This window comes from Nonomuraea sp. NPDC050451 (genome assembly GCF_044458585.1).
In genome coordinates, this window is sequence record NZ_JBITHZ010000045.1 from 24,398 (window position 1) to 48,556 (window position 24,159).

Annotated in this window: 21 protein-coding genes; 9 read left to right on the top strand and 12 right to left on the bottom strand. The window is 71.3% G+C overall.

The features are described 5' to 3' along the window. The first annotated feature begins 152 nt into the window (after positions 1–152). The gene (locus tag ACIBI9_RS58865) at positions 153–1,055 is read left to right on the top strand and encodes a helix-turn-helix transcriptional regulator (RefSeq protein ID WP_397236378.1); all 903 of its coding nucleotides are present in this window, start codon (positions 153–155) and stop codon (positions 1,053–1,055) included. 27 nt (positions 1,056–1,082) lie between these two features. On the opposite strand, the gene ACIBI9_RS58870 is transcribed toward ACIBI9_RS58865, so the two are convergent. Further along, entirely contained in the window at positions 1,083–1,670 is a 588-nt protein-coding gene (locus ACIBI9_RS58870; protein WP_397236380.1) for a TetR/AcrR family transcriptional regulator, read from the bottom strand. Positions 1,671–1,805: 135 nt separating this feature from the next. Between ACIBI9_RS58870 and ACIBI9_RS58875 the strand changes: the two genes are divergently transcribed. After that, the gene (locus tag ACIBI9_RS58875) at positions 1,806–2,564 is read left to right on the top strand and encodes a class I SAM-dependent methyltransferase (protein WP_397236382.1); all 759 of its coding nucleotides are present in this window, start codon (positions 1,806–1,808) and stop codon (positions 2,562–2,564) included. 119 nt (positions 2,565–2,683) lie between these two features. Then, positions 2,684–3,718 (top strand): hypothetical protein, encoded by a 1,035-nt coding sequence (locus ACIBI9_RS58880; protein WP_397236384.1) that lies wholly within the window; start codon positions 2,684–2,686, stop codon positions 3,716–3,718. Here the strand turns inward: ACIBI9_RS58880 and ACIBI9_RS58885 are convergent. Then, complete coding sequence (locus tag ACIBI9_RS58885; protein WP_397236386.1) at positions 3,713–4,906, bottom strand: cytochrome P450; 1,194 nt, start codon at positions 4,904–4,906, stop codon at positions 3,713–3,715. The genes ACIBI9_RS58880 and ACIBI9_RS58885 overlap by 6 nt on opposite strands. 173 nt (positions 4,907–5,079) lie before the next feature. Between ACIBI9_RS58885 and ACIBI9_RS58890 the strand changes: the two genes are divergently transcribed. Together ACIBI9_RS58890 and ACIBI9_RS58895 are read left to right on the top strand one after the other, a co-directional pair. Next, complete coding sequence (locus ACIBI9_RS58890; protein ID WP_397236388.1) at positions 5,080–5,916, top strand: hypothetical protein; 837 nt, start codon at positions 5,080–5,082, stop codon at positions 5,914–5,916. A gap of 195 nt (positions 5,917–6,111) precedes the next feature. Next, positions 6,112–7,671, top strand: coding sequence for a sulfatase-like hydrolase/transferase (locus ACIBI9_RS58895; RefSeq protein WP_397236491.1), 1,560 nt, complete (start codon positions 6,112–6,114; stop codon positions 7,669–7,671). 75 nt (positions 7,672–7,746) lie between these two features. Here ACIBI9_RS58895 and ACIBI9_RS58900 read toward each other — a convergent pair whose 3' ends face one another. Next, positions 7,747–8,265, bottom strand: a complete 519-nt coding sequence (locus ACIBI9_RS58900; RefSeq protein ID WP_397236390.1) for an XdhC family protein — start codon at positions 8,263–8,265, stop codon at positions 7,747–7,749. 159 nt (positions 8,266–8,424) lie between these two features. Between ACIBI9_RS58900 and ACIBI9_RS58905 the strand changes: the two genes are divergently transcribed. Then, a complete protein-coding gene (locus tag ACIBI9_RS58905; RefSeq protein WP_397236392.1) occupies positions 8,425–9,732 on the top strand; it encodes a hypothetical protein in 1,308 nt (435 codons plus the stop codon). 13 nt (positions 9,733–9,745) lie between these two features. Continuing rightward, entirely contained in the window at positions 9,746–10,534 is a 789-nt protein-coding gene (locus tag ACIBI9_RS58910; RefSeq protein ID WP_397236394.1) for an SAM-dependent methyltransferase, read from the top strand. A gap of 43 nt (positions 10,535–10,577) precedes the next feature. On the opposite strand, the gene ACIBI9_RS58915 is transcribed toward ACIBI9_RS58910, so the two are convergent. From ACIBI9_RS58915 to ACIBI9_RS58940, 6 genes are all read right to left on the bottom strand, one after another. Further along, positions 10,578–12,275 carry a hypothetical protein gene (locus tag ACIBI9_RS58915; protein WP_397236396.1) on the bottom strand — a complete coding sequence of 566 codons (1,698 nt, stop codon included), beginning with the start codon at positions 12,273–12,275 and terminating at the stop codon, positions 10,578–10,580. A 4-nt stretch (positions 12,276–12,279) separates the two neighbouring features. Next, a complete protein-coding gene (locus tag ACIBI9_RS58920) occupies positions 12,280–14,166 on the bottom strand; it encodes a glycoside hydrolase family 127 protein (RefSeq protein ID WP_397236399.1) in 1,887 nt (628 codons plus the stop codon). A 27-nt stretch (positions 14,167–14,193) separates the two neighbouring features. Further along, positions 14,194–15,000 (bottom strand): carbohydrate ABC transporter permease, encoded by an 807-nt coding sequence (locus ACIBI9_RS58925; RefSeq protein ID WP_394504765.1) that lies wholly within the window; start codon positions 14,998–15,000, stop codon positions 14,194–14,196. Then, on the bottom strand, positions 14,997–15,941 hold the full coding sequence (locus ACIBI9_RS58930) for a carbohydrate ABC transporter permease (RefSeq protein WP_397236401.1): 945 nt from the start codon (positions 15,939–15,941) through the stop codon (positions 14,997–14,999). The genes ACIBI9_RS58925 and ACIBI9_RS58930 overlap by 4 nt, the downstream gene beginning before the upstream one ends. Positions 15,942–15,945: 4 nt before the next feature. Further along, on the bottom strand, positions 15,946–17,214 hold the full coding sequence (locus ACIBI9_RS58935; RefSeq protein ID WP_397236403.1) for an extracellular solute-binding protein: 1,269 nt from the start codon (positions 17,212–17,214) through the stop codon (positions 15,946–15,948). A 66-nt stretch (positions 17,215–17,280) separates the two neighbouring features. Next, positions 17,281–18,348, bottom strand: coding sequence for a LacI family DNA-binding transcriptional regulator (locus ACIBI9_RS58940; RefSeq protein ID WP_397236405.1), 1,068 nt, complete (start codon positions 18,346–18,348; stop codon positions 17,281–17,283). A 326-nt stretch (positions 18,349–18,674) separates the two neighbouring features. On the opposite strand from ACIBI9_RS58940, the gene ACIBI9_RS58945 reads away from it, so the two are divergent. Continuing rightward, the gene (locus tag ACIBI9_RS58945) at positions 18,675–22,295 is read left to right on the top strand and encodes a LamG-like jellyroll fold domain-containing protein (protein ID WP_397236407.1); all 3,621 of its coding nucleotides are present in this window, start codon (positions 18,675–18,677) and stop codon (positions 22,293–22,295) included. A gap of 82 nt (positions 22,296–22,377) precedes the next feature. Here ACIBI9_RS58945 and ACIBI9_RS58950 read toward each other — a convergent pair whose 3' ends face one another. Next, a complete protein-coding gene (locus ACIBI9_RS58950) occupies positions 22,378–22,647 on the bottom strand; it encodes a response regulator transcription factor (protein WP_397236409.1) in 270 nt (89 codons plus the stop codon). Here ACIBI9_RS58950 and ACIBI9_RS58955 point away from each other — a divergent pair. After that, a complete protein-coding gene (locus ACIBI9_RS58955; protein WP_397236493.1) occupies positions 22,601–22,756 on the top strand; it encodes a hypothetical protein in 156 nt (51 codons plus the stop codon). The genes ACIBI9_RS58950 and ACIBI9_RS58955 overlap by 47 nt on opposite strands. A 108-nt stretch (positions 22,757–22,864) precedes the next feature. Here the strand turns inward: ACIBI9_RS58955 and ACIBI9_RS58960 are convergent, their stop codons facing one another. After that, entirely contained in the window at positions 22,865–23,509 is a 645-nt protein-coding gene (locus ACIBI9_RS58960) for a hypothetical protein (RefSeq protein WP_397236411.1), read from the bottom strand. 70 nt (positions 23,510–23,579) lie between these two features. Next, positions 23,580–24,134 (bottom strand): hypothetical protein, encoded by a 555-nt coding sequence (locus ACIBI9_RS58965; RefSeq protein WP_397236413.1) that lies wholly within the window; start codon positions 24,132–24,134, stop codon positions 23,580–23,582. Between the last annotated feature and the right edge of the window lie 25 nt (positions 24,135–24,159).

Sequence of the window (24,159 nt, forward strand, 5' to 3'; positions counted from 1 at the left end):
GGTTGCGGTCGGGCTGACCGTGTCCGCGTCCGGCACGCACGACCCGGCACCAGCCAGCAAACCCCTGATGAGACGGATGCAGGAAGTTCCTGCTGTTCCCTGTACTGACAGAACACCCCACAGCAGTAAAACCCGGCCTACCCTGGGAAGACATGGACAACCGCAGTGAGGTCCGCGAGTTCCTGGTCTCGCGGCGAGCCAAGATCACCCCGCAGGAAGCGGGGCTGCCCGCCTACGGCGGCCACCGGCGCGTGCCCGGGCTGCGCCGCGAAGAGGTCGCCATGCTCGCCGGCGTCAGTGCCGAGTACTACGCCCGCCTGGAACGGGGCAACCTCAGCGGCGTCTCCGAGAGCGTCCTGGAATCACTTTCCCGCGCCCTGAAGCTGGACGAAGCCGAACGCGCCCACCTGTTCGACCTGGCCAGAACCGCCAACGCCGGGCCCCGCGCCCGCCGCCGCCCCGCCCAGCAGGAGATCCGGCCGGGTATCCAGCGCCTGCTGGACTCCATGACCGACGCGGCCGCCTACGTCCGCAACGGACGCCTGGACATCATCGCCGCCAACCGGCTCGGCCGGGCACTGTACTCACCCGTCTTCGACGATCCCGTCAGGCCCGCCAACCTCGCCCGATTCCGGTTCCTCAACCCTCGCGCCCGCGACTTCTACCCCGACTGGGACGAATCCGCCCACACCACCGTGGCCCTGCTGCGTACCGAAGCAGGACGCGATCCCTACGACCGGTCCCTGACCGACCTGGTCGGCGAACTCGCCACCCGCAGCGAAGAGTTCCGCACCCTGTGGGCCGCCCACAACGTCCGCCTGCACCACACCGGCGTCAAGAACTTCCACCACCCCGTCGTCGGCGACCTCAGGCTCCCCTTCGAAGCCATGCCCCTGCCCGCCGACCCCGGCCTGACCCTCACCGCCTTCAGCGCCGAACCCGGCACAGCGGCCCACGACGCGCTCACCCTCCTCGCCGGCTGGGCCTCCACACTCGAACAGCAGACGAACGGAACCGACAAAGCGACCAGGACACCTGATCTGCGCCGGACATGAACCGGTCCCGCCTGCCCGCCGGGCCGGTCATCGCTCGACGCCGGCGATGACCGTCGCCACCATCTTGCGGACGGCGGCGGGCTCCGGCGGGGCGCCCGTCCGGTCGGCGAACAGCAGGTGGCCGGTCCCGATCAGGGTCGGAGCGAGCGTGTCGACGTCGGCGTCGGCCGCGATGCGCCCCAGGTCCCGCTCCGCGCGGAGGTAGGAGGCGATCATGACGCAGGCCTCCGTCAGGACCGGGACACCGGCCGGCCAGGTCCGGCGCAGCCGGGCGCGCAGCTCGTCCCGGAAGGTGACGAGGGCGACGATCGACACGGCGACCGACCCGAACAGGGCCGTCAGCGAGTCGGAGAGGTTGCCGGCGACGGTGCCGGTCCCGGCGGACTCGCGCAGCGCGGCGGCCTGGGCGTCCATCCGGTCGACGCGATCGAGCACGAACTCGGCGAGGAAGGCGTCGAAGTCCTCGAAGTGCCGGTGCAGAACGCCCTTGGCGCAGCCGGCCTCGGTCGTGACAGCCCGGCTGGTCAGTGCGCTCGGCCCGTCACGCAACAGAATCCTGTCGGCGGCGTCGAACAGCTGCTCACGCACGTCGCGGAGGGCCACCCCTGTCGGCACCGCGCATCCCGCCTTCCATTTTCCGTCAACGCCGGGTTGACGAGTGGGCACATGCCCATCCATAGTGGGCGTATGCCCATTATATCTCGGCCGGCAGGCTCTCTTCCCGAGCCCGAGCCGCATCAAGCTCGGGAAATGGCGGAATCGTTCGGCGTGGACGCCGAACGCTACGACCGGACCCGGCCCCACTACCCCGACGCCATGGTGACCCGGATCGTCGCCGGCAGCCCCGGCCCCGACGTCCTCGACGTCGGCTGCGGCACCGGCATCGAGGCCCGGCAGTTCCAGGCGGCCGGCTGCAAGGTGCTCGGGGTCGATCCCGACGCGCGGATGGCCGACTTCGCGCGGCACGAAGGGCTCGAGGTCGAGGTGTCGACGTTCGAGACCTGGGACCCCGCCGGCCGCGACTTCGACGCGGTCATCGCCGGACAGGCCTGGCACTGGGTGGACCCGGTCGCCGGTGCGGCCAAGGCGGCGCAGGTGCTGCGTCCCGGTGGACGGCTGGCCGTGTTCTGGAACGCGTCCCACACCCCGCCCGATCTCGCCGAAGCCATCGCCGCGGTCTACCGCAGGATCATGCCCGACGCGCCGATCTTCCAGCGCGCGCTGTCCGACTCGGACGCGTACGCGGCGCTGAGCGCCAAGGCCGCCGACGGCATCCGGCAGGCGGGCGCGTTCGGCGAGGTGGAGCGGTGGCGGTTCGACTGGGAGCGGCCCTACACCCGCGACGAGTGGCTGGACCTGCTGCCCACCACCGGCGTCCACACCCGGCTCCCGGCGGCCACGCTGCAGGAGGTGCTCGCGGGCGTCGGCGCCGCCGTCGACGCGGTGGGAGGCGGCTTCACGATGCGGTACGCCGCAGTGGTGGTCACCGCGGTGCGCGGCGCCTCCTGATCCAATGCGGGTACGCGCTTCGGCGACGGCCGGACGGGGAACGTACTCAGCACACTCGGGGAGCGCACGGTCGGTGAAGTCGCCGCCTCCTTGATGGCGGGTTGACGAGGAGAAGACGCATGTCCCCCCGCCGTATCCATCTCGTCGGAAGCTATCCTGCCGCGGACGCCCGCCAGGCCATGACCATCATGGCGAGCACGGCGGGCCCGTATCTCAGGACGCTGGCGGACGGGGAGGTCGGCGCCCGCCGCAACTGGATCCTCCACGTCATCAACGGCCTGCGCGAGCATCCGGACATCGAGCTGCGGACCGACGGGAACTGGTCCGACTACGACGACCGTCCGGTCTTCAGGGTGAAGCCCGGGCACCGGCTCACCGCCGCCTCCCTGCGCCCCGGCCACGCGGCCGCCGCCGGGGAGAGCTACGAGGTGTTCAAGGAGATCCGCGCGGAGCACGGGCTGAAGGGCGTGTCGTTCCAGGTCGGCATCCCCGGCGACCTGGACCTCGCGCTCTTCTCCTTCGGACCGGCGGGGGTGTTCACCCGCCGCGGGGCCTTCCGGGGCGCGCTCGCCCGGGAGATCGCGGAGATCTCCCGGTGGGGCGGCCGGGACGTGCTGTTCCAGCTCGAGGTGCCCGCCGAGCTGGTCATGGTGGCCGGCACCCCGCGCCCGCTGCGGGCGGCGGTCGCGCGAGCATTGGCCCGCGGCATGGTCAAGCAGGCCGCCGCCGCGCCGCCGGGCGCCCGCTTCGGTGTCCACCTGTGCGTCGGCGACCTCGGCAACAAGGCGCTGAAGCAGATGGACGACGTCGGACCCGTGGTGTCGATGGTTAACGCACTCCTGAGGGCCTGGCCGCGGGGCCGTCCGCTGGAGTTCGTCCACGTTCCGCTGGCGGCGGGCGACCGGCCCCCGCCGGTGGAGACGGGCTTCTACCGGAGGCTGGAGTCCCTGGCCGCGCTGCCCCAGGACATCAGGTTCGCCGCCGGCCTGGTCCACGAGGCCCAGGAGGAAGCCGACCAGCGCAGGATCCTGCGCACCGTGGAGAGCATCCTGTCCCGTACGGTGGACGTCTCCCCCGCCTGCGGGCTCGGCAGACGTTCCGCCCAGGACGCCCGGCGCGTCCTGGACAGAGCCGTCGCCCTGGCCGAGTCATGACGCCCCTACGCTGACCACCAGCCCGCGGATCTCGTAGCCGCCGATGTCGTTGTTGAAGCTCACGCGCGGCGCCGCCGCCATCCGCACGCCGTCCATGGCGAACAGGCGGCTGAGGAAGACGTCCGTCTCCAGGATGGCGATACCCGCTCCCGGACAGCGGTGCGGCCCGTCGCCGAAAGACAGCGCCGCGCCGCTCGTGCCCCCGTCGATGGCGCGGCCGGGGCAGACCGACAGCGGCTGCGAACCCACGGCTCGGGGATCGGTGTTCGCCGCGTCGACGAACACCTCGATCACCGCGCCCGGTGGCACCGTGACGGGCCCGTCGTCGCCGGCCAGGTCGAGGGCGGCGGTGGTGCGCCGGCGCAGCCGTCCGACCACGGGCTCGAGCCGCAGGATCTCGTGCAGGACGGCGAGGCGGCCGGGCTCGTCGGCCGCGCGGTAGCGCTCCAGCAGCGCCTCGTCGGTGAACAGGTGCCAGGCCGCGACGCAGATGAACTCGCGCGTGGTCACCATGCCGGCCGCGGCGAAGGTCAGGCACTCGCCGAGGATCTCGGCGTCCGTGCACCCTTCGGAGATCAGGTGCGAGATGAGGTCGTCGCGCGGCTCGCGGCGGTGCGCGCGGATCGCCGGGCACACGTCGGCCAGGTAGACGCTCAGCCAGCTGACGTTCTGCCTGACCAGCCAGTAGATCCCGGTCAGGCTGGTCAGGCCGGGCCTGCCGAACTTCTCGGGGAAGAAGCGTTCCAATCTGCCGCGGATCCCGGGCCTGCTGGACGTGAGACCGATGATCGCGCTCGCCACCTCGATCGCCATGCCGAAGCTCAGCTCCGACAGGTGCGCCTCCCCCGTCGCCCGCAGCTCGGCGAGCCGGCTCTCCGCGACCCGCGCCATCAGGTCGCGATACCGCTCGTCCACCCTGCGGGGCGTGAAGAACCGCGCGGTCTGGCGGCGGTCCTCGCGATGCTCGGGCCCGTCCCGGTAGAGGACCGGCCGCCGGATCCTGGCGGGCAGCTTCTCCACGGTCTCGATGCCCAGCCCGGCCTGGACGGTGTCGTCGCTGCGCAGCACGGCGCGGGCCTGCGCGTAGCCGTGGACCTCCCACGTTCCGTCGTCGGCGCGCCGGACCGGGCAGGACCCGGGTGGGGCCGCGCTCCGGATCTTGCGCGTGTCTCCGCTGTGGTCGTTCACGCCGGCACGTCTCCCTTGATCGTCCACCGCCGTTGACCATGCTCGTCCCCGTCCGGCGTGAGATCAAGGGAACGGGGTGCCCGGGAAATACCGGATGTCATGGTTCGACTTGACTGATGATCTTCGATGCACCAGATTGTTCGCGACTTTTCGGACCGTTCCCAAGGAAACCCATGAAGCGAGCCATCATCGGTGCCGCCGTGGTCGCGGGCGTGGTGCAACTCACCGCCACGCCCGCGCAAGCGGCACCCAAGATCGACCCGGTCAAGGCGCTCAAGGCCGAGTTAGCCGGCGGCAGAGCCGTCAACGTCCAGTCCACGGCGAAGGTGACCTACACGCGCAGCCTGGTCGTCACCTCGGGGCTGGAGGGCACGATCGGGTTCGACCGGCGCGGCGCGGCCGCGTCCGATGTGGCCCAGACCCTGCAGTACAGCAAGGACCTCCTCCGCAGCGTGAAGAAGTCGAAGCCGGAGGAGGTCGAGGCCCTGCAGCAAGGGCCCATCAGGATGATCTCCACGCGGGACGTGAGCTACGTCTCCGGCCCGGTGGTCGATCACGCGTTGCCCCAGGGCACGAGCTGGGTGCGCTACGGGCGGGTCATCCCGCCGCCGAGCAACCTGGTGCTGGAGATCCTGGAGCCCGCCACGCTCAAGACACTCCTGTCCCACCGCACTTCCTGGCGTGACGGGGTGCTGAAGGGCTCCATCAAGGCCACCAAGCTCGCGGCGGTGTCCCCGTCGTTCGTGTCGCGCTTCGGTACGCGTTCCAGGAGCGGCCGCGACGGCAAGATCGCCTACACCCTGTGGTTCGGCGGGAACGGCCTGGTCGAGCGGCTGTCCGCCAAGGCCGTCCTGCCCATCAACGACGGCTCCGTGACGGTCGAGTCGAGCACCCGCTACTCGGACTGGGGTCGGGAAGTCACCGTTCTCCTGCCTCTGCAGGGAGACGTGCTCGACCGGGAGCAGCTCGGGAACAAGGTGCCGGCCGAGGTTCCGGGGATCTGGAGCTAGACAGCGGCCGTTCGCCCGGCCGTGCCTCATGGGGGCCGGCCGGGATTTCCCAGCTCCGGAGCATGCCCTCGCGGGTGGTATGAAGTTGATTGAGTGCTTTGTCCTGAATTACCGTTCATCGCACCCCCAACCTCCTGTCCCCTGCCAAAGAGGCTGTTCTCCCCGATGTCCGGATATATCAGGAAAAGCTTGGCGGTGGCGCTGGCCGTCGTCCTCGCCTTGACCGTCGCGTCCCCGGCGGGCGCCGGCACCGCCGCCGCACCCAAGCGGCCGAACATCATCTTCTTCCTCGTCGACGACATGTCCGCCGAGCTGCTCCCGTACATGGACACGGTCAAGAGCCTGAGCCACGACGGCACCACGTTCACCGACTACTACGTGGCCGACTCGCTCTGCTGCCCGTCCCGCGCCACCATGTTCACCGGCCAGTTCCCGCACAACACGGGCGTGCGGACCAACCAGGGCTACGACCACGGCGGCTACGGGGCGTTCGCGAAGCACGAAAGCAGGACGTACGCCGCCTCCCTGCACCAGGCCGGATATCGCACGGGCTACCTCGGCAAGTACATCAACGAGTATCCCGCGGGCCCCGGCTACCACGTCCCGGCCGGCTGGGACGAGTGGCACGTGACGGCGAGCGGCGGCTACAACGAGTTCAGGTACAAGCTCACCCGCTACGTCAAGGAGGAAGCGGGCGGCCGGCGGCCGATCGACGCCTCCGGGGGCGAATACCTGGTCGACGAGCTGGGGCAGCGGGCGGTGGGCTTCATCGAGCGGTCCCGCCGGTACACCCCCGGCGAGCCGTTCTTCCTCCAGGTCTCCCCGTTCTCGCCGCACAACAGGGTCAACGTCAAGCCCGGCGACACGGAGCCGCGCTTCCCGCCCGCGCCGCGCGACCGGCCGAAGGACCGCTTCCCCGCCGGGGAGTTCCCCCACGGCGACTGCGGCGGCCCCGACTGCGACTCCATCGACGTGACCACCCTGCCGTCGTTCAACGAGGACACCGCCGACAAGCCCTCCTGGGTACGGCGGGCGCCCATCGGCCCGAAGATCACGGAGAAGCTCCGCGAGGACTTCCGCGACCGGATCCGCATGGTGCAGTCGATCGACGACATGGTGCAGCGCGTCCTGTCCGCGCTGACCGAGCAGGAGAGGCTGAACACGTACGTCGTGTTCACCAGCGACAACGGCTTCCACCTCGGGCAGCACCGCCTGGTGCGCGGCAAGGCCACGGCCTACGACCACGACGTACGGGTGCCGCTCCTGGTCAGGCGTCCGGCCTCGGGGCCGCGCGGCGACCTCGTGAGCCACGCCGTCGCCCAGAACGTGGACCTGTTCGCGACCTTCCTCGACATGGCCGGCGTCGGCGCGGCGACGCGTGACAGCCGCGACGGCCGCAGCCTGCTGCCCCTCATCCAGGGCCAGAACGTCACCGGCTGGCGCGACGCGGCGCTGGTCGAGCACGTCAAGCCGAACCCCCACGCGCCCGGCCAGCCCGACCCCGACGCGGACGCCATGAAGAAGGGCAACTCCCGGCCGCCCAGCTACTCCGCCGTGCGCACGGCCGGGGAGCTCTATGTCGAGTACAAGGGCGATCCGACGCCCGAGTACTACAACACCGTCACCGATCCGCGCGAGGAGTCCAACGACCCCGGCAACGCCAGGACGGCCGCCCTGAGGAAGGTCCTCGACGGCCTGAAGAAGTGCGGCAAGCCGGGCGCGGTGGACTGCTGGTCGGCCGCTCACCTGCGCTGACCCTCGTCCCGTGGGGGCGTGGCGGGCCTTGCCGGCCGCGTGCAGGAGGTCGTGGGCGGGCGTGCTGACCAGCGGCTAGAAGGCGAAGCCGCCCGGGCGGGCGTTGCGGTCGGCGATCAGGCCGGCCAGGGTGGCGACGGCGATCTCGGGCGGGGTGCGCGAGCCGATGTTGAGCCCGATGGGCCGGTGCACCCGGGCGATCTCCTCCGGCGGCACGCCGAGGTCGGCCAGCGCCCGTACGTGGGGCGCGGTGTGGCGGGCGCTGCCCATGATGCCGACCCACCGGACGGGGTACTTGAGCACATCGCGAAGGACCGGTCCGATCTCCTCGCGATGATGGTCGGTGAGCACCACGTCGGCCGTGGCGTCGAGAAAGGCGCCGAGTTCGGTCACCGCCGTGAATCCCTCGAGGCGACGCTCAGGATCGGGCTCGAAGAGGATCGGGCGGAAGCCGAGCTCGGCGCCGAACCTCAGCAGGCACTCGGCCACCGGGGAGGCGAAGACGGCGACCAGCGTCCGCCCGGCAGGCTCGGCGGGAGCCTCGCTGTGGGCCACCGCACACGCCGGGTCCTCTGCATCATGGGTGTGGGCCATAGTCGCAGTCTGACACGAAGCGATGGGCTCGTCCCCGAGCGCGGGTCCGGTGAAGCGCCACCCGACCCGCGGATTGCCCGAAATATCGGCTCTTGTTCTGGTGGGAGATCGCGGAGACACTGCGGACGGAGACACGCTGGAGACAGGCTGGGAGGCCCCGTGAGATGGCGTGCCGCGATCGTCGCGCTGCTGCTGACGCTGACCATGGGAGCGGCCGAGGCCCCCAAAAGCTCCTATGAGATCTGGCTGGTCGACCAGTCCGACACGAACGGCCTCGCCCACGGCGGCACCGTCCACGTCTACGACGGCGGCGACGTCACCAGGCGCCTGTCCGCCGCCCGCCCGGTCCACGTGATCGACCTGGGCGGCGCCACCTCGTCCCTGTGCCTGGCGAGCACCGGGCGGAACCCCGTCAGGCCCCACATGATCGTGTTCAACAAGGCCGGCACCCACGCGGCGCTCGCCTTCGTCGCCAGCGGCCACGTGGTCGTCTTCGACGCGGCCTCCCGGCGGCCGCTCGCCTGTCTCGCCACCGAGGCCGGGGCGGGCGGCGCCCGGCAGGCGCACGCGCTCTGGCCCACCGAGGACGACCGGTACCTCGTCGTCGCCAACCAGAACGGCAAGAAACTGGAGCGGATCCGCACCGACTACGCCGCCGGCGCGTTCACGCAAGAGCCCGCGGCGACGCTCGACCTGGCGGGCTGCACGACCCCGAGCAGCGCGCCGTGCCAGTCCCCCGGCGTGCGCCCGGACAACGCGCCGATCTGCCCGTTCATCGCCTCCGACAACGGCCCGGTCTTCGTCAGCCTGCGGGGCGGCGGCATGTTCGTCGTGGACTGGCGCACCACGCCGATGAGCATCGTGGGCGAGTACGACGGGGATCACGTGCCCGCGAACGGTTGCGGCTTCATCGAGGCCAAGGGCGCGGTCTTCGGCGACGGAGGCGGCGGCACCCCGGCCAACCTGGACCAGTTCAGCGTCTTCCGGGTGCCCCGGGGCGGCTACTCCGCCTCGAACCCGCCGAACACGCCTCCCGTGGAGCGGCTCTACGACGACGACTCGCCGGAGCGCGACGCCCACGGCACCGCCGTCGGCGCCCGGGAGCGCCACGTCTGGGTGGGCGACCGCGACGGCAACGTGGTGGAGGTCTTCGACGGCGGCACCGGCGCCCACGTCGGCACGATGCCGCTGGCGTCGCCGTTCAGCGCCGACCCGACCGTGGACCTGTTCGCCTCGTCCCCTGACCACGCGTGGGTGTTCGCCTCGACGCGCGGCCCGAACCCGCTCTCCGGCGACCCGCACTCCTCGCACGGGACCGACCCCGGCATGCTGATCATCCGCATGACGGACGGCGGTCGCACCGGTCAGGTGCGCGGCCTGATCCCCATCACCAACGTCGACGCGACCGGCGCCGAACGCGCCGACGCCCACGCCATCCGGGTCCGCCGCCTGCCCTCCGCCACGTAGATAGGCTTCGAAAATGGACGCCGACCCCAGGATCGACCGTACGAAGCCGCATTCCGCCCGGGTCTGGAACTACCTGCTCGGCGGGCACGACAACTACGACGTGGACCGCGAGGCCGGGGACACCCTGCTGCGCGTGTTCCCCGATTTCGCGCAGGTGGCCACGCTGCAGCGCGAGTTCCTCCGGCGAGCGGTGACCTACCTCGTCACCGAGGCGGGCATCCGGCAGTTCCTCGACATCGGCTCGGGCCTGCCCACCGCAGACAACACGCACGAGGTGGCACAGCGCCTCGCCCCCGAGTCCCGCGTCGTCTACGTCGACAACGACCCCCTGGTGCTCGTGCACGCCCGCGCCCTGCTCGCCGGCACCCCCGAGGGCAGGACCGCCTACGTCGACGCCGACGTGCGCGACCCCGACACCATCCTCGCGGCGGCGGCCGAGACCTTGGACTTCTCCCGGCCGATCGGCCTGATGATGCTCAGCATCGCCGGTCAGATCCCCGACGACGAGCTCGCCGCTGGCCTCGTCCGCCGGTACGTCGCGGCGCTGCCGCCCGGCAGCCACCTGGCACTGTCCGACGGCGCCGACGTCAACCCCTCGCTGGTGGCGGCGGTGAGCTCGTACAACGAGCGGGCCGCCTTCCCCTACACGCTGCGCAGCCCCGAGCGCCTCGCCGTGCACTTCGAAGGGCTCGAACTCGTGGATCCGGGCGTGGTCTCCACGCCGCTCTGGCGACCCCCGGCGGGCGCGCCGCCGCAGCCCGCGACGATCAACGCGGTCTGCGGCGTGGGACGCAAACCCTGACGTACGGGCGGTCCGGCGGGGCTGCGCCGGACCGCCGCGCGGGTCAGGTGAGCTGGATGTAGTCGAGTTCGGCGTATCCGGTGCCGCCCGCGAAGAACGGCGAGCCCTTGGCCAGGCGGATCACGTTGTACCCGGCCCGGAGGGTGACAGTGGTGCTGACGGTGGCGCCGAACTCGCCCCACGCCGACGTGGGCGGGTAGCTGACCGTGCTCCAGGCGCCGCCGTTGTAGGCCAGGCCCTGGGTCGCGGTGGCGCCGGTGCCGTTGGCGTAGCCGATGGTCATCGTGTACGAGCGCGCCGCGGGCACGTTCACCACGAAGTCGACGTAGCTGTCGGTACGCGGCGTGCCCGAGTTGTCGATCCGGCCCACGTAGCCGCCGCCGGACGCGCTGGAGGCGCTCAGCCGCTGGGCTCGGAAGACGGAGGCGTTCTCTGCCTCGTAGCGCTGCTGGTAGGAGGGCACCCCGCTGATCGGCTCGACGACGATCTGGTAGGCGCTGGTGGCCACCATGTTGGGCACGGACACGCTGAGCTGGCCGCCGCTGACCGTCCGGGTCGTCGTGGAGATCACCGTGGGGGCGGTGACCGCGGTGAAGCGGCCGCTGGACGGGGTGGAGGTCAGCGTGACGCGGACGCTGGAGCCGAGCGCGCCGAGGCCAGTGAGGTTGACGGTGTTGGTGCCGGCCTCGTTGCCGAACACCACGTTGACGATCTTGCGGGTGCCGTCGTAGGAGGCGAACCCGTCCAGGCCCGTCGTCGTGGTCGTCGTGGTCGTGACCATGTTCCCGGCCATGTCGCCGTACCACTTGTACAGCCACCAGGTGCCGGTGGGCTGATTGTTGTTGACGACCAGGCCGTTCATGGTGCCGTACTCGTACCAGAAGGCCCGGTGCGCGGACTCCACGCCGCCCCGCTCCAGCTTGGCGACGTAGCCGGCGATCCGGCCGGGCACGTCGACCTCACTGGTGGCGGCGTACTCGTTGATGGAGATGCGGCGCGGGCTGATGCCGAGCGAGGACTCCAGGTTGCGGTAGTCGGCGATGTCGGAGGCGATCCTGGTGGGGTTCTGCAGCTCGTGCCAGCAGATGATGTCGGGCAGGGTGCCGGTGTTCTTGGCGTTGGTGAGGAACGACTGCATCCAGGAGCGGTTGTAGGTGGCGGTGCTGGGGCCGACGATCGGCGTGAGCGTGTCGAGCGCGCGCACCGCCCGGTACGTACGCACCCAGGCGTCGTTGAAGTTGCCCGCCGCGGCGGTGTTCCAGGTGTAGTCGGGCTCGTTCCAGAGCTCCCAGCCGATGACGTTCGTGACCGTGGTGGCCGACAGCCGGGCGTTGACCATGGTGTTGACCTTGGCCAGCCAGTCGTCCCAGCTCACCCACCTGTACGGGAAGTCGGGATAGATGTCGGGCATCCGGATGAACTCGCCCGCGCCGACCCGGGTGGCCTGCGGGGCCACCAGCAGGGAGTCGCCGCCGGGCGGCTGGCCGTTGGGGCGCTGGCCGACGCCGGGCGCGGGCTGGGTCAGGGAGTTGACCTTGATCGGGAGGAGGGTGGAGTCGGCCGGCCGGGAGTTCTCGGCCAGGCCGTACAGGCCGCCGGAGGCGACGTGGGTGACCGGCCGGAACGGCTGCGCGACGTTGACGGTCAGCGTCGCGCCGGCGGCCGCGGCCGGGGGTGAGGCGGTCACCAGGGCAGTGGCCGTGGTGACCAGGGCTAAGGCGAGCACTCGGAATCGGGACATCGTGTCACTCTCCTTCGATGGGCAACCAGACACGCATGCTCGACGGGCCGCGACGGGCCCACGAGTGGTACGGCCGCAGCGGCACGTCGAACCACTCGACGTCCGCCGCGGAGGCAGCCGCGGCGCCGGAGTAGGCCCACGGCCGGTCGGGGGGCGCGGCCAGGCGGCCGCGGACCAGCACTCCGCCGGGCTCGGCCCGGGGGACGGATCGGGGGTCGATCGCCAGGGCGTCGAGCCCGCCGGGATGCGGGAGGTCGTGGGACTCGGCGCACAGGACCTCCGGGCCGCGCTCGACGGCGACGCAGCCGCGTACGGCGTCGATGCGGGGGTCCGGCCAGGTGAAACGGGGCTCCATCGGCAGTTCGAGCGTGATCACCTCGCCCGCCCGGAACGCGCGCCGCACCGTGGCCATGCCGGGCTCCACCGGCCGCGCCCGCCCGTCCGCGACGAGCGTGGCCCCGGCGGCCCAGGCGGGGACCCGCAGCGCGAGCGTCCAGAGCCCGTCGTCCAGGATCCGGACGCGGACGGTTCCGCTGTCGGGGTAGGCGGTCTCGACCTCCACCGCGATCTCCCGCCCGTCCGGCAGCTCGGCGCGGATGGTCGAGGGGGCGTACTGGTGGAGCTGCAGGCCGTCGTCGTCGGTGGTGGCGAGGTAGCCCTGGAGGCCGGCCAGGGTGCGGGCGACGTTGGTGGGGCAGCAGGACACGTCGAACCAGGCGGCCCTGACGCCGGCCTCGGCGCGCGGGCTCACCTCGTCCGGGTCCGCCGGCCGGCCCGGGGTCCGCTGGTGGAGGGGGTTGGCGTAGAAGAACGCCGTTCCGTCGGAGCTCGGGGAGGTCGCGACGACGTTGTAGAGCGTGCGCTCGATCAGGTCGGTGTAGCGGACGTCGCCGGTGGCGAGGTGCAGGCGCCAGGAGACCATGATCGAGGCGACGCCGGCGCACGTCTCGCAGTACGCCCGGTCCGGCGGCAGCTCCCAGTCCTCGCCGAAGCCCTCGTCCTGGTGGCGTGAGCCCATGCCGCCCGTGATGTACGTGCGGCGCGCGACCGAGCGCTCCCATTGCCGCTCCACGGCACCCAGCAGCTCGTCGTCGCCGCGCTCGACGGCGACGTCCACGGCGGCGGCGGTGAGGTAGAGCGCGCGGACCGCGTGGCCGCGCCACACGTCGGCCTCCCGGATCGGGATGTCGTCCTGGAAGTAGGCGCGTCCCAGGGGGATGTCCCTGAGCGTGCCGTGCCCGCGGCGGTCGAGGAAGATCCGCGCCTGCTCGACGTAGCGCTCCTGCCCCAGCGCCCGCCCGAACTCGGCCAGGCCGACCTCGATCTCCGGATGCCCGCAGATCCCGGCCCGGCCGTCCGGGCCGAACGTGCGGCACACATGGTCGGCGGCCCGCCGCGCGACCCGTACGAGGTCGTCCTCGCCGTGCGTGCGCAGCCGGGCCACCGCGGCCTGCAGGAGGTGGCCGGTGTTGTAGAGCTCGTGGCCCATCTCCAGGTCGCTGTAGCGCGGCTGCTGCGTGCCGTGCCCGAAGCAGGTGTTGAGGTAGCCGTCCGGGTCCTGGGCGCGGGCGATCCGCCCGGTGAGGCGCTTGATCGCCGCCTCCGCGCCCTGGTCGCCGGTACGGGCGCTCTCCCAGGCCAGGGCCTCCAGGAGCTTGTAGACCTCCGAGTCGGAGAAGGACCAGCCGGGCCGGTCGGGCGCGGTCGTCCCGTCGGCGACCCGATCGAAGTTGGCGAGCCAGCCGAGGCGCTCCATCCACGACTCGCAGTGGGCGAGCGTCGCCGCGGCGTTCACGGCCTGCCGGCTCCCCCAGAACCCTCCGGTGATGGAGACCTGCGCGAGCCCGAGAGGGCGTACCCGGCCGTGGGACGGCAGCACGGGGCTGGTCATGTGGTGAACCTTTCGACGAATTGCTGATCAGTCCTTCACGGCGCCCGCGGTGACCCCGGCGGCGATGTAGCGCTGCGCGAGGACCAGCAGGAAGGCCGCGGGGACGGACGCGATCACGGCGGTGGCCATGATCGAGTTCCACTGCGTGGTGTTGTTGCCGATGTAGCGGAAGATGCCGAGCGTGATCGGGATCACGTCGCTGTTGCGGTTGAGGGTCGAGGCGAAGATGAAGTCCGACCACGCCCACAGGAACGCGAAGAGCGAGACCGTGATCACCGAGTTGCGGCTCAGCGGCAGGATGATCGACCGGAAGGTGCGCCAGGTGCTCGCCCCGTCGATCTGCGCGGCGGCCATGAGCTCTCCGGGGATGCTCGCCATGAACGCCCGGAAGAGCAGCACCCCGAACGGCACGGCCAGCGTCGAGTCGGCGACGATCAGGCCGGGTACGGTGTTGAGCATCCCGAGCCTGATGTAGATGGCGTAGAAACCCATGGCCATGACGACGGCCGGGATCATCTGCGCGACGAGGAGCAGGAAGTCGATCCCGCGCGCGCCGCGCGGGCGCAGCTTGGCCAGCGAGTAGCCCGCGGGCAGGGCGACGAGCAGCGTGAGCGCGACGGTGCCGAGGCCGATGAACAGGCTCGTGGCCAGGGCCGGCAGCTGCTGGGCGAACGCCGCCGCGTACCCCTCGAACGTGGGGTTCCAGGGGAACCAGTGGGGCGGGTCCGCCCGCATGTCGCCCGTCCTGGTGAGCGAGACGTTGAACATCCAGTAGACCGGGAACAGCATCACCCCGACGAGGACGACGCCTGCCACGGTCTTCCAGGTCTTCATGCGCGCTCCTCCTTGCGCTGCAGGTGCACGTGCAGGAGCCCGGCGGCGAAGGCGATGAGGATGAGCAGGTTGCCGACGGCCGCCGCCGGCGAGAAGTCGGGCTGGCCGGTGCCGAACGCCTCCCGGTACGACCAGATGGCCAGCGTCGTCGAGGCGTCCGCCGGGCCGCCCTTCGTCATGATCCAGATGATGTCGACGACCTTGAGCGTGTAGATCAGGCCGAGCAGCAGCGTGATCGCCGAGACCGGGCGCAGCAGCGGGAAGGTGATGCGCCAGAAGCGCTGCCACCCGTTCGCCCCGTCCAGGCCGGCGGCCTCGTACAGGTCGGCGGAGATGTTCTGCAGCCCGGCGTACAGGATCACCAGGTTGAACGGGATGCCGAGCCAGATGTTGGCGATCGTGACGGCCAGCAGCGAGGTGTCGGGAGAGGTGAGCCAGTTGATCTGGCCGATCCCGAACGCCTCCAGCGCCGCGTTCACGATGCCGTTGTCGCTGTTGAGCATCCACGACCAGGTCGAGGCGGAGACGATCAGCGGCAGCAGCCACGGCACCAGGAACATCGCGCGCAGCACCGCCGACAGGCGGAAGTTGCGGTGGAAGAAGACCGCGAGGGCCAGGCCGAGGGCGTACTGCGCCGCGATGGACACCAGCGTGAACAGGGCCGTGTTGCGCAGCGCCCGCAGGAAGGTGTCGTCGGACAGGATGTCGCGGTAGTTGTCCAGCCCGGTGAACTCCGGGTCGCCCCGCACGAACGCCCGCGGCGTGTAGTCGTGCACGCTGAGGTCGATGTTGCGGTAGAGCGGATAGGCGTAGAAGACGAGCAGGTAGATCACGAGCGGCGCGAGGAAGGCGTAGGCCGTCCACTGCCGCGAGCGCCCCCGCCGGGGAGCCGCGTGCGCCGCCCTGCCCACCGTCACCGCCCCGCTGCTGAGAGAGGTCATCGGATCAGCCGCCGGTGGCCTGCTTCGCCTGGGCCTGCGCCTGCTTGAGCGCGTCGGCGGGGGTGGCCGAGCCGCTCAGCGCCTTCTGCACCCCGGTCCACAGCGCCTCGGAGATCTTCGGGTACTTGGTGCCGAGGTTGTCGCTGGTCCGGCCCTTGGCCGACTTCACGGCGTCGACCCACGGCTTCAGGCTCGGCTCCTTGGCGAGGATGGCCTGCTGGCCCTCGGCGGTGGAGGGGATGTAGTACGCGAACGTCGTACCGGTCTCCACCAGGCCCTCGGGCGTCGTCATGCACTCGAGGATCTTCTTGGTGGCGGCGTAGCGCTTGGTGTCCTTCTGCACCGGGACCGTGATGAACTCGCCGCCCGTGGGCGTGGGGGCGGTGCCCCCGTCCATGCCGGGGATCTGCACGATGCCGGTGGGGAAGCCCGCCTTCTTGGCGCTGTCGATCTGCCAGGTGCCGTTCTCGGCGAACGCGAACTCCCCGGTCAGGAACTGCTCCCAGGTGGTGTTCTGGGAGTTGCTGATGACGGAGTTGGGGGCGGTGCCGTCCTTGACCCACTTGGTCCACAGGTCGAGCGCCGCGACGGCCTGGGGCGAGTCGAGCTGGGTCAGCTGCGCGCCGGAGCCCCAGAACCACGGCAGGAACTGGAACGAGCCCTCCTCCGTGCCGATGGCCGAGAACGTGATCGGCTTCTTGCCCGCGGCCTTGACCTTCTTCAGCGCCGCGTTGAGCGTGGCCCAGTCCTTGATCGAGCCGGGGTCGACGCCGGCCGCGTCGAGGATCTTCTTGTTGTAGTAGAGGGCGAGGGTGTTCGCGCCGATGGGGATGCCGTACGTCTTGCCGTCCAGCTCGCCGGCGGCGATGAGGTTCTTGTCGAACCGGGCCGTGTCCAGGCCGAAGTCGGCCATCGTGGTGAGCATCCCGGCGTCCGCGAGCGTCGAGACGGCGGGGTTGTCGAGGAGGATGACGTCCGGCGCGTTGCCCTCCTGACCTGCGAGCAGCGCCTGGTTGGTCAGCGCGGTGGTGTCGTAGGCGGTGCGCTGGATGGTGACGCCGGCCTGCTTGCCACAGGTGTCCACCCGCTTCGCCCAGGCGGAGGACGCGTCGTGCTGCGGGTACGGGTCCCACCAGGTGTAGGAGCCGGCGCCGCCCGCGGAGGCGGAAGTGGTGGTGGAGCCGCCGCCCTGGGGAGCGGACGCGCAGGCGGACAGGGCCAGAAGAGCGGTTCCGAAGACCGCCGCCTTCGCGGAAACCGACGTGCGGTTCATCGAGGCCTCCAATGTTAGCGCTCACAGCCGAGCGCGGCCGGAAGGTGTGTGGATCGGGCCCGCGAGCTAGCGGGCGGTCGGGGACGCGGTGCTTCCGCGCGAGACCAGTTCGGGAGAGATGAAGCGCACGACGAACGGCTCGTCGCGGGCCGCCGGTGACTCCACGCGGCGCACGAGCTGGCGTACCGCCATGGCGCCGAGCCGGTCGGGCGCGCTCTCGATGAACGAATAGGGCAGGGAGAAGGTCGCGGCGAACTCGGCGGAGTAGCGCCCGATGACCGAGAGGTCCTCGGGCACCCGCAGGCCCCGCTGGTGGGCGACGGAGGGCAGGGCCGCGGTGGCCGCCTCGTTGTTGAGCAGCAGGCCGGTGGCCGAAGGGTAGGTGTCGAGCAGGGCGTTGAGCAGGCGGCCGACCGCGGGCTGGCGGGACTCGCCGTACACGGCGTGCAGGGTGACGCCGAGCTGGCGGGCCCGTTCGAGTGCGGCGTCGCGCAGGCGCCACACGTACGCGCCGCCGCGCTCGACGACGTGCTCGGGCTGCGAGATCAGGATGAGCTCGCGGTGGCCGAGCCGGTGGAGGTGCTCCACCATGGCCCGGCCGGCCTCCTCGAAGTCGAGGTCGAACACGTCGAGCCCCGAGCAGTCGCCCGGCAGGCCGACCAGGGCGCCCGGCTGCGGCGCGGCCCGCAGGATGGGCAGCCTGGGGTCGACCTGCGCGATGTTCATCAGGACGACGCCGTCCACCATGCGCGAGTCGGTGATGCGCCGCAGCGCCCGCACGCCGTCGGCCTCGGTGACCAGCAGCGTGTCGTAGCCCAGGTCGCGGGCGGTGTTCGTGACGCCCAGGATGTACTGCATCATCGCGGGCGCGAACTCGTCTTCGTGGAACTGGGCGAGCAGACCGAGGACCTTGGTCTGGGATGTGGCCAGCGCTCGGGCGCCCGCGTTCGGCGTGTAGTCGAGTGCCTCGGCGGCCGCCAGCACGCGGCGGCGGACCTCCTCCGAGATGGGCCGCTTGCCCGACAGCGCGTAGGACGCGGTGCTGCGGCTCACCCCGGCCTCCCGGGCCACGTCTCCGATCGTCGCCACTCTCACCTCCTGTACGTAGTTGAACCGGTTCGACAGTTGCGTCATGAAAACCCTCGGATCGCCGACCGGCCGGTGCCTTTTCCTGGGGATCAGCAGGATCGATCGGCCCGCGGCCGGTCATGGCCGGGAGCGGGCTCCACCTGCGGGCCGCCGGAATCAGCGAACCGGTTCAACGATGTGGCTCGACTGTCGCGCCGCCGGTGAGCGGGCGTCAAGAGTGAGGACGGCCGGCGATATCGAATCGTGACATGCCTGAAATGCCCATTGACGTGTGGGGCGCGGCTACGTAACCTACGCGAAACCCTCAGTTGCGTTCACCGATCACCCTCCCTGAGATTTTGTTAACGCTCACACCTCCCAGGGACATCGTGATGACCACCAAGGCCATGTGGGCCGGGCTGCTCCCGGCCGCCCTTGTCGCCGCCTTAACCACGGGCGTCGCGGATGCGCGTACCGTGGATCCGCCCCCTCCCGTGCTCGTCTACACCTTCGACTCCGACGACCTCGCCACCGGCTCGATCACCGACTCCTCCGGCAACGGCCTGAACGGAACGCTGGTCAACGGCTCCACCGCCGCGCTGGTCGACGGCGCGGGCGGTGGCCACGCGCTGAGCCTGCCCGGCGGCGCGCCGACCTCCGACGGCGCCTACGTGCGGCTGCCGCTGGACGCGATCAAGGGCAGGACCGACCTGACGGTGTCGGCGCGGGTGAAGTGGGACGGCACCGCCGCTCCCTGGCAGTGGATCTACGCGCTCGGCAAGGACACCAGCCGCTACCTGTTCAGCACGCCGTACAACGGGGACGGCGTGCTGCGCACGGCGGTCACCACCTCGGGCGGCGGCGGCGAGGCCAAGGTCACGGGCTACGCCCCGCTGCCGGCCGGCGCCTGGAAGACGCTGACGGTCACCCTCGACACCGCCGCCAAGCGCGTCACCACCTACCTCGACGGCGCCGCCGTGGCCTCGGCCGCCACCACCATCAGCGCCGCGCAGCTCATCGACGCCGCCACGACCTCGGCCGGGTTCATCGGCCGCTCGTTCTATCAGGACCCGCTCTTCGACGGCGCGATCGACGACTTCCGCGTCTACGCCGCCGCGCTGTCGGCGGAGCAGGTGGCCGCCGTCACCGGCGGCCGGCCGCCGACCCCGACGGGCATCGCCCAGAGCGCCTTCTCCGTCCGGACGACCATCGGCACCGCGCCGGCCCTGCCGGCCGCCGTCCGCGCCACCTTCAGTGACGGCTACGACCGCGAGCTGCCCATCGCCTGGTCGCCCGTGGATCCCGAGGACTACGCGGCTGCCGGGACCTTCACCGTGACCGGCACGGCCGGCGGCAGGCCCGTCACGGCCGAGGTCACCGTCATCCGCGAGGGCCAGCTCGTCATCGACCTCGCCAAGGACACCGGCCCCTTCCACGGCGGCGCGTCCGGCACGCTCTACGGCCTCTACGGGCCGGGGGTGCCGACCAACAACCTGATCGAGGGAATGCGCCTGCGCACCGTCTCGACCAAGGCCCAGGACGGCCCGCAGCACCCCGGCGCCGACGCCCTGGAGGTCGTCAAGCCGCTGGCCGACAGCACCGACGGCGACGTGTACATCTACATGACCGACATCCACCGGGGCTTCCCCTACCAGTGGCCCGGCGGCACGCCGCAGGAGAAGCTCGACCTGTACAAGGAGAAGATCGCCAAGCAGGTGGACCAGGTCCTCCAGCTCGACCCGAAATATCAGGACAACGTCGTCTTCGTGCCGTTCAACGAGCCCGAGGGCAACATGTTCGGCACCGGCGAGTGGAGCTACAACCGGGTCAGCTGGCTCAGCGACCCGCGCGACTACTTCAAGGCGTGGGACGACGTCCACGCCCTCATCAAGGGCAGGATGCCGGCCGCCCGGATCGCCGGCCCCAACACCAGCGTGCTGTACTCCCAGGTCAAGGGCTATCTGGAGCACGTCGTCGAGGCCGGCACCGTGCCCGACGTGATGACCTGGCACGAGCTCAGCCACCCCGAGCAGGTCAGGGCGAGCGTCAAGCGCTACCGCGAGATGGAGGCCGAGGTCTTCACCGGCACTAAGTACGCCGGGAAGCGGCTGCCCATCAACGTCAACGAGTACGCCTTCAACTACCACACCTCGGTGCCCGGCCAGATGATCCAGTGGGTGTCGGCCATCGAGGAGTCGAAGGTCGACGCCGACATCGCGTACTGGAACATCGACGGCAACCTCAGCGACTCCGCCGTGCAGGCCAACCGGGGCAACGGCCAGTGGTGGCTGTTCAACGCCTACGGCGGCATGAGCGGCCACACCGTGCGGGTCACGCCGCCGTACCCGGGGCAGAACTACACCCTGCAGGGCGTCGCCACGCTCGACCCCGGCAAGAAGCAGGCCCGCGCGATCTTCGGCGGCGCCGACAGCGCCGGGCACGTCCGCTTCGAGAACGTCCCCGCCGGGGTCTTCGGCCGCGGCGTGCACGCCTGGGTGCGGGAGATCCCGTGGACCGGCCAGGTCGGCGACTCGGCGCAGCCGGAGATCATCGCCGAGCGCGACGTCGCCGTCAAGGACGGCACCGTGGTCTTCGACTTCGGCGCCGGTGACCTGCCGAGGCTCAAGGAGTCGTCGGCGTACGAGATCGTCCTCACCCCCGCGGGCTCGGGCACCGCGACGGCGGCCGCGCCCAAGCTGTGGGAGGGCTCGTACGAGGCCGAGGACGCGAAGTACACCGGCGGCGGCTACAGCCGCAACGGCCCCGAGGGCTCCCCGTCGGACGTGTCGAAGTTCTACACCTCCGGCCGTTACGACGTGGGCGGGCTGCGTACCGGCTCGGACGGCGTGCTCGACTTCACCGTCGAGGTCCCGCGGGCCGGCCGCTACGACCTCAGCGTGTTCGCCAACTCGCTGAACACCTTCGACCGGGTGCGCGAGCAGGGGCCGACCAACGTCTTCGTCCGCGTGGACGGGGGCGCCGAGCAGGAGCTGTTCCTGCCGCTGGGATACAAGTGGGTGGTGTGGGACCACGCCGACACCACCGTGGAGCTCACGGCGGGCAAGCACGTGCTCTCCCTGGCCGCACGCAGCCTCGACGGAGCCAAGGCCACCAAGGGCGACGCGATCGTCGACCGGATCAGGCTCTCGCTGCCCAACCCGGAGGCGGCGACCTCGATCTACGAGGCCGAGCTGGCCGACCTGCGCGGCGCCCGCCCGTCCTACTCCGCGCACGGCGCCGGGCTCTCGGGCTCCGGCGTCGTCACGGCCCGGCGCGACCAGTCGGCCACCTTCTGGGTGTACTCCGCCCAGGACGCCCCGGCCACCCTGGACCTCAAGCTGCTCGGCTCCGGCAAGGCGTCGGTGACGGTCAACGGCGTGCAGGTGCTGGACCGCGCCCGGCGCGGCGACTCGGCCGCGGCGGTGTCGCTGTCCGGCGGCGTCAACAAGGTCACGGTCACCGGCAGGTCCGGCACGTCGCTCATCGACCGGCTCGACGTGCGGCCCGCCGCCGGCGCGCTGCCGGCCACCGTGTACGAGGCGGAGTCCGCCCGCCTCGCAGGGACGGCGAAGGCGTCGCCGCTCTCGCTGGCCAGCGGTGGGAGCGCGGTCACCGGGGTCGGCGGCACGCCCGGCAACGCCAACACGCTCACCTTCGACGTGCGGGCGGCGGCCGCGGGCACGTACGCCATGCGCGTGCGCTACTCCAACCCGGAGCAGTCGGCCGCCACGCACTACAACCCGGACCCGCTGGCCAGGCACGCCGACATCTCGGTGAACGGCGCCGCCGCGCAGCGCGTCCTGTTCCCCCACACCTTCCACGAGAACAACTTCTGGGAGCTCACCGTCCCGGTGCGGTTGAAGAAGGGCGAGAACACGGTGCGCTTCTCCGCCGAGGAGCTGCCGAACTTCGACGGCACCACGTACGCGTCGGAGACCTTCCCCGGGGTGCTCCTGCGCGCGCAGTACGCCCCCGTGATCGACAAGATCACGCTCGCCCCGTACAGCGGCTGACCCCGCACCGGTGCCGCCCGCGCCCCCGGATCTCCGGGGCACGGGCGGCACCGTCCTTGAGCCACGAGGCGGGCCGAGCCGATCAGCGGGACGGCGATACCAGGCCCGCGTCGTAGGCCGTGATGACCAGCTGGATCCGGTCGCGGGCGGCGAGCTTGGTGAACAGGCTGGCCACGTGCGCCTTGGCCGTGCCCGGGCTGATGTGCAGCTCGGCCGCGATCTCGGCGTTGGACAGCCCGCGCCCGACCAGGGTCAGCACCTCGCGTTCCCGCCCGGTGACCCCCGCGAGCTCGCAGGCGGCCGGAATGTCGGGCCCCGACGCCCTCTCGCCGCGGCGCTCGCTGGAGATCACCCGTGCCTATGTCTGCGCCTTCTTCGACCAGCACCTGAAGGGCCGCAAGCAGCCGCTGCTCGACGGCCCGTCACCGACCGCCCCGGAGGTCACCTTCCACAACCCCTGAGCCCCGTTGGAGGCTCGGCCTTCGGGCGCAGCGGGAAGCGCTCGGCTTCGGGCACGGTCACCACGAGGACCGTGGCGCCGACCGGGTAGGGGGCCGGCCAGCCCGCGCTCAGCTCGCGCCCCGCGTGCCGTACCAGCGCCACTCGGTGAGCCGTGGGCGATCGGAAAGAGCGGTACGCCCGGTCGCCCACAGCAGGATCTCCCAGGCGTCACCGTCAACGGCGGCGTGGTGGGGAAAGAGCCTCTTCAGGACCCGTTCGCACAGCTCCCCCGGCGGCGACCACTCCAGATTCAGCCCTTGAGTGATGTCATGCGTGTGCACGAGGACCTCGACGACGGCCATGGCGGCAAAGCCCTCCGGGTCCGAGGGCCCGAAGACGTGGTAGGCGACGGTGTCCGAGGGGGCGGTGCGCAGGACGGACGTGAGCAGGCCTCCGCACGCCTCCACAACGGTCAGCAGGCCCTCGGCGCCCCCGGCCCGGTCGACGAAGATGACGTTCGCCGGGCCACCGTTTCGGTCGCTGCTCGTCCGGAACGGCAACAGCGCGGACGTCGGCGGCTTCGCGAGCCCGAATCTCGCCGCGTAGGTGAACAGGTCGTCGGCCAGATGCTCGAGCGTCTCCCAGCACGTCCACTCGAGCGTTCCCGCCTTGGCCTCCCAGGCATCGGCATCGGCGTCCCTCAGGGCGTCGATAGCCAGGGCCACGACCCGGCGCACGTCCTCTCCGTCGACTGCGGCCTCCGCGCTGCGCATGAGGAGGATCGTAACAACGACCGGCGTGGGGCCGGTCGGCGATCCGGACGTCCTGAAGGCCGGTGGCCGGTCAGTCCCGGGTCGGGGTGAGGGCGCGCAGGGCCTCGCGAAGGTCGGCGCCGGAGCCCGCCCCCACGACCCCGCCCTCGCGGTCGACGGCCACGGCGGAGAAGACCGGGCCGGTCGGGGCGTCCAGGTCGCAGGTGAGGGTGATGGCGTGCCCGTCGAGCAGCATGGCCTCGGCGCCCGTCCTGGACGGGGGCGCGGCCCGGTTGATCAGGTCGCGGGCCGAGATCAGGGCGGCCACCGGGGTGCGGTGGCGGCCCAGCAGCGCGGGGCTCTCGTCGTACGGCTGGGTGACCTGCCGTACGAGGTCGCCGAGCTTGGCCCGGGCCGTCGAGAGCGGCACGAGCGGGAGCCCGCTCAGGATCCCCGACACCTTGGAGAGCGGGACGAGCGCGGCCCACTCCCAGCGTTCGCGGGTGATCAGGATGGTCTCGCCGTTCCTGGCGGCCTTGACGATGGTCCCCCAGCGGGCGCGGGCCTCCTCGACGCCGAGCGGGGTGCCGTAACGGGCGTGCAGTTCGGCGTAGGAGGGCGGCTGGGGGACGGATTCGTTGATCACCCGAGGAATGGTAAGGCGCCTTACG

Coding starts and splice junctions, on each gene's coding strand:
- ACIBI9_RS58920 (WP_397236399.1), bottom strand. CDS start 14,166: ATGACCAGCCCCGTGCTGCCGTCCCACGGCCGGGTACGCCCTCTCGGG.
- ACIBI9_RS58880 (WP_397236384.1), top strand. CDS start 2,684: ATGTCCCCCCGCCGTATCCATCTCGTCGGAAGCTATCCTGCCGCGGAC.
- ACIBI9_RS58875 (WP_397236382.1), top strand. CDS start 1,806: ATGGCGGAATCGTTCGGCGTGGACGCCGAACGCTACGACCGGACCCGG.
- ACIBI9_RS58930 (WP_397236401.1), bottom strand. CDS start 15,941: ATGACCTCTCTCAGCAGCGGGGCGGTGACGGTGGGCAGGGCGGCGCAC.
- ACIBI9_RS58955 (WP_397236493.1), top strand. CDS start 22,601: ATGTCGGGCCCCGACGCCCTCTCGCCGCGGCGCTCGCTGGAGATCACC.
- ACIBI9_RS58960 (WP_397236411.1), bottom strand. CDS start 23,509: ATGCGCAGCGCGGAGGCCGCAGTCGACGGAGAGGACGTGCGCCGGGTC.
- ACIBI9_RS58940 (WP_397236405.1), bottom strand. CDS start 18,348: ATGACGCAACTGTCGAACCGGTTCAACTACGTACAGGAGGTGAGAGTG.
- ACIBI9_RS58925 (WP_394504765.1), bottom strand. CDS start 15,000: ATGAAGACCTGGAAGACCGTGGCAGGCGTCGTCCTCGTCGGGGTGATG.
- ACIBI9_RS58900 (WP_397236390.1), bottom strand. CDS start 8,265: ATGGCCCACACCCATGATGCAGAGGACCCGGCGTGTGCGGTGGCCCAC.
- ACIBI9_RS58945 (WP_397236407.1), top strand. CDS start 18,675: ATGACCACCAAGGCCATGTGGGCCGGGCTGCTCCCGGCCGCCCTTGTC.
- ACIBI9_RS58865 (WP_397236378.1), top strand. CDS start 153: ATGGACAACCGCAGTGAGGTCCGCGAGTTCCTGGTCTCGCGGCGAGCC.
- ACIBI9_RS58915 (WP_397236396.1), bottom strand. CDS start 12,275: ATGTCCCGATTCCGAGTGCTCGCCTTAGCCCTGGTCACCACGGCCACT.
- ACIBI9_RS58910 (WP_397236394.1), top strand. CDS start 9,746: ATGGACGCCGACCCCAGGATCGACCGTACGAAGCCGCATTCCGCCCGG.
- ACIBI9_RS58935 (WP_397236403.1), bottom strand. CDS start 17,214: ATGAACCGCACGTCGGTTTCCGCGAAGGCGGCGGTCTTCGGAACCGCT.
- ACIBI9_RS58890 (WP_397236388.1), top strand. CDS start 5,080: ATGAAGCGAGCCATCATCGGTGCCGCCGTGGTCGCGGGCGTGGTGCAA.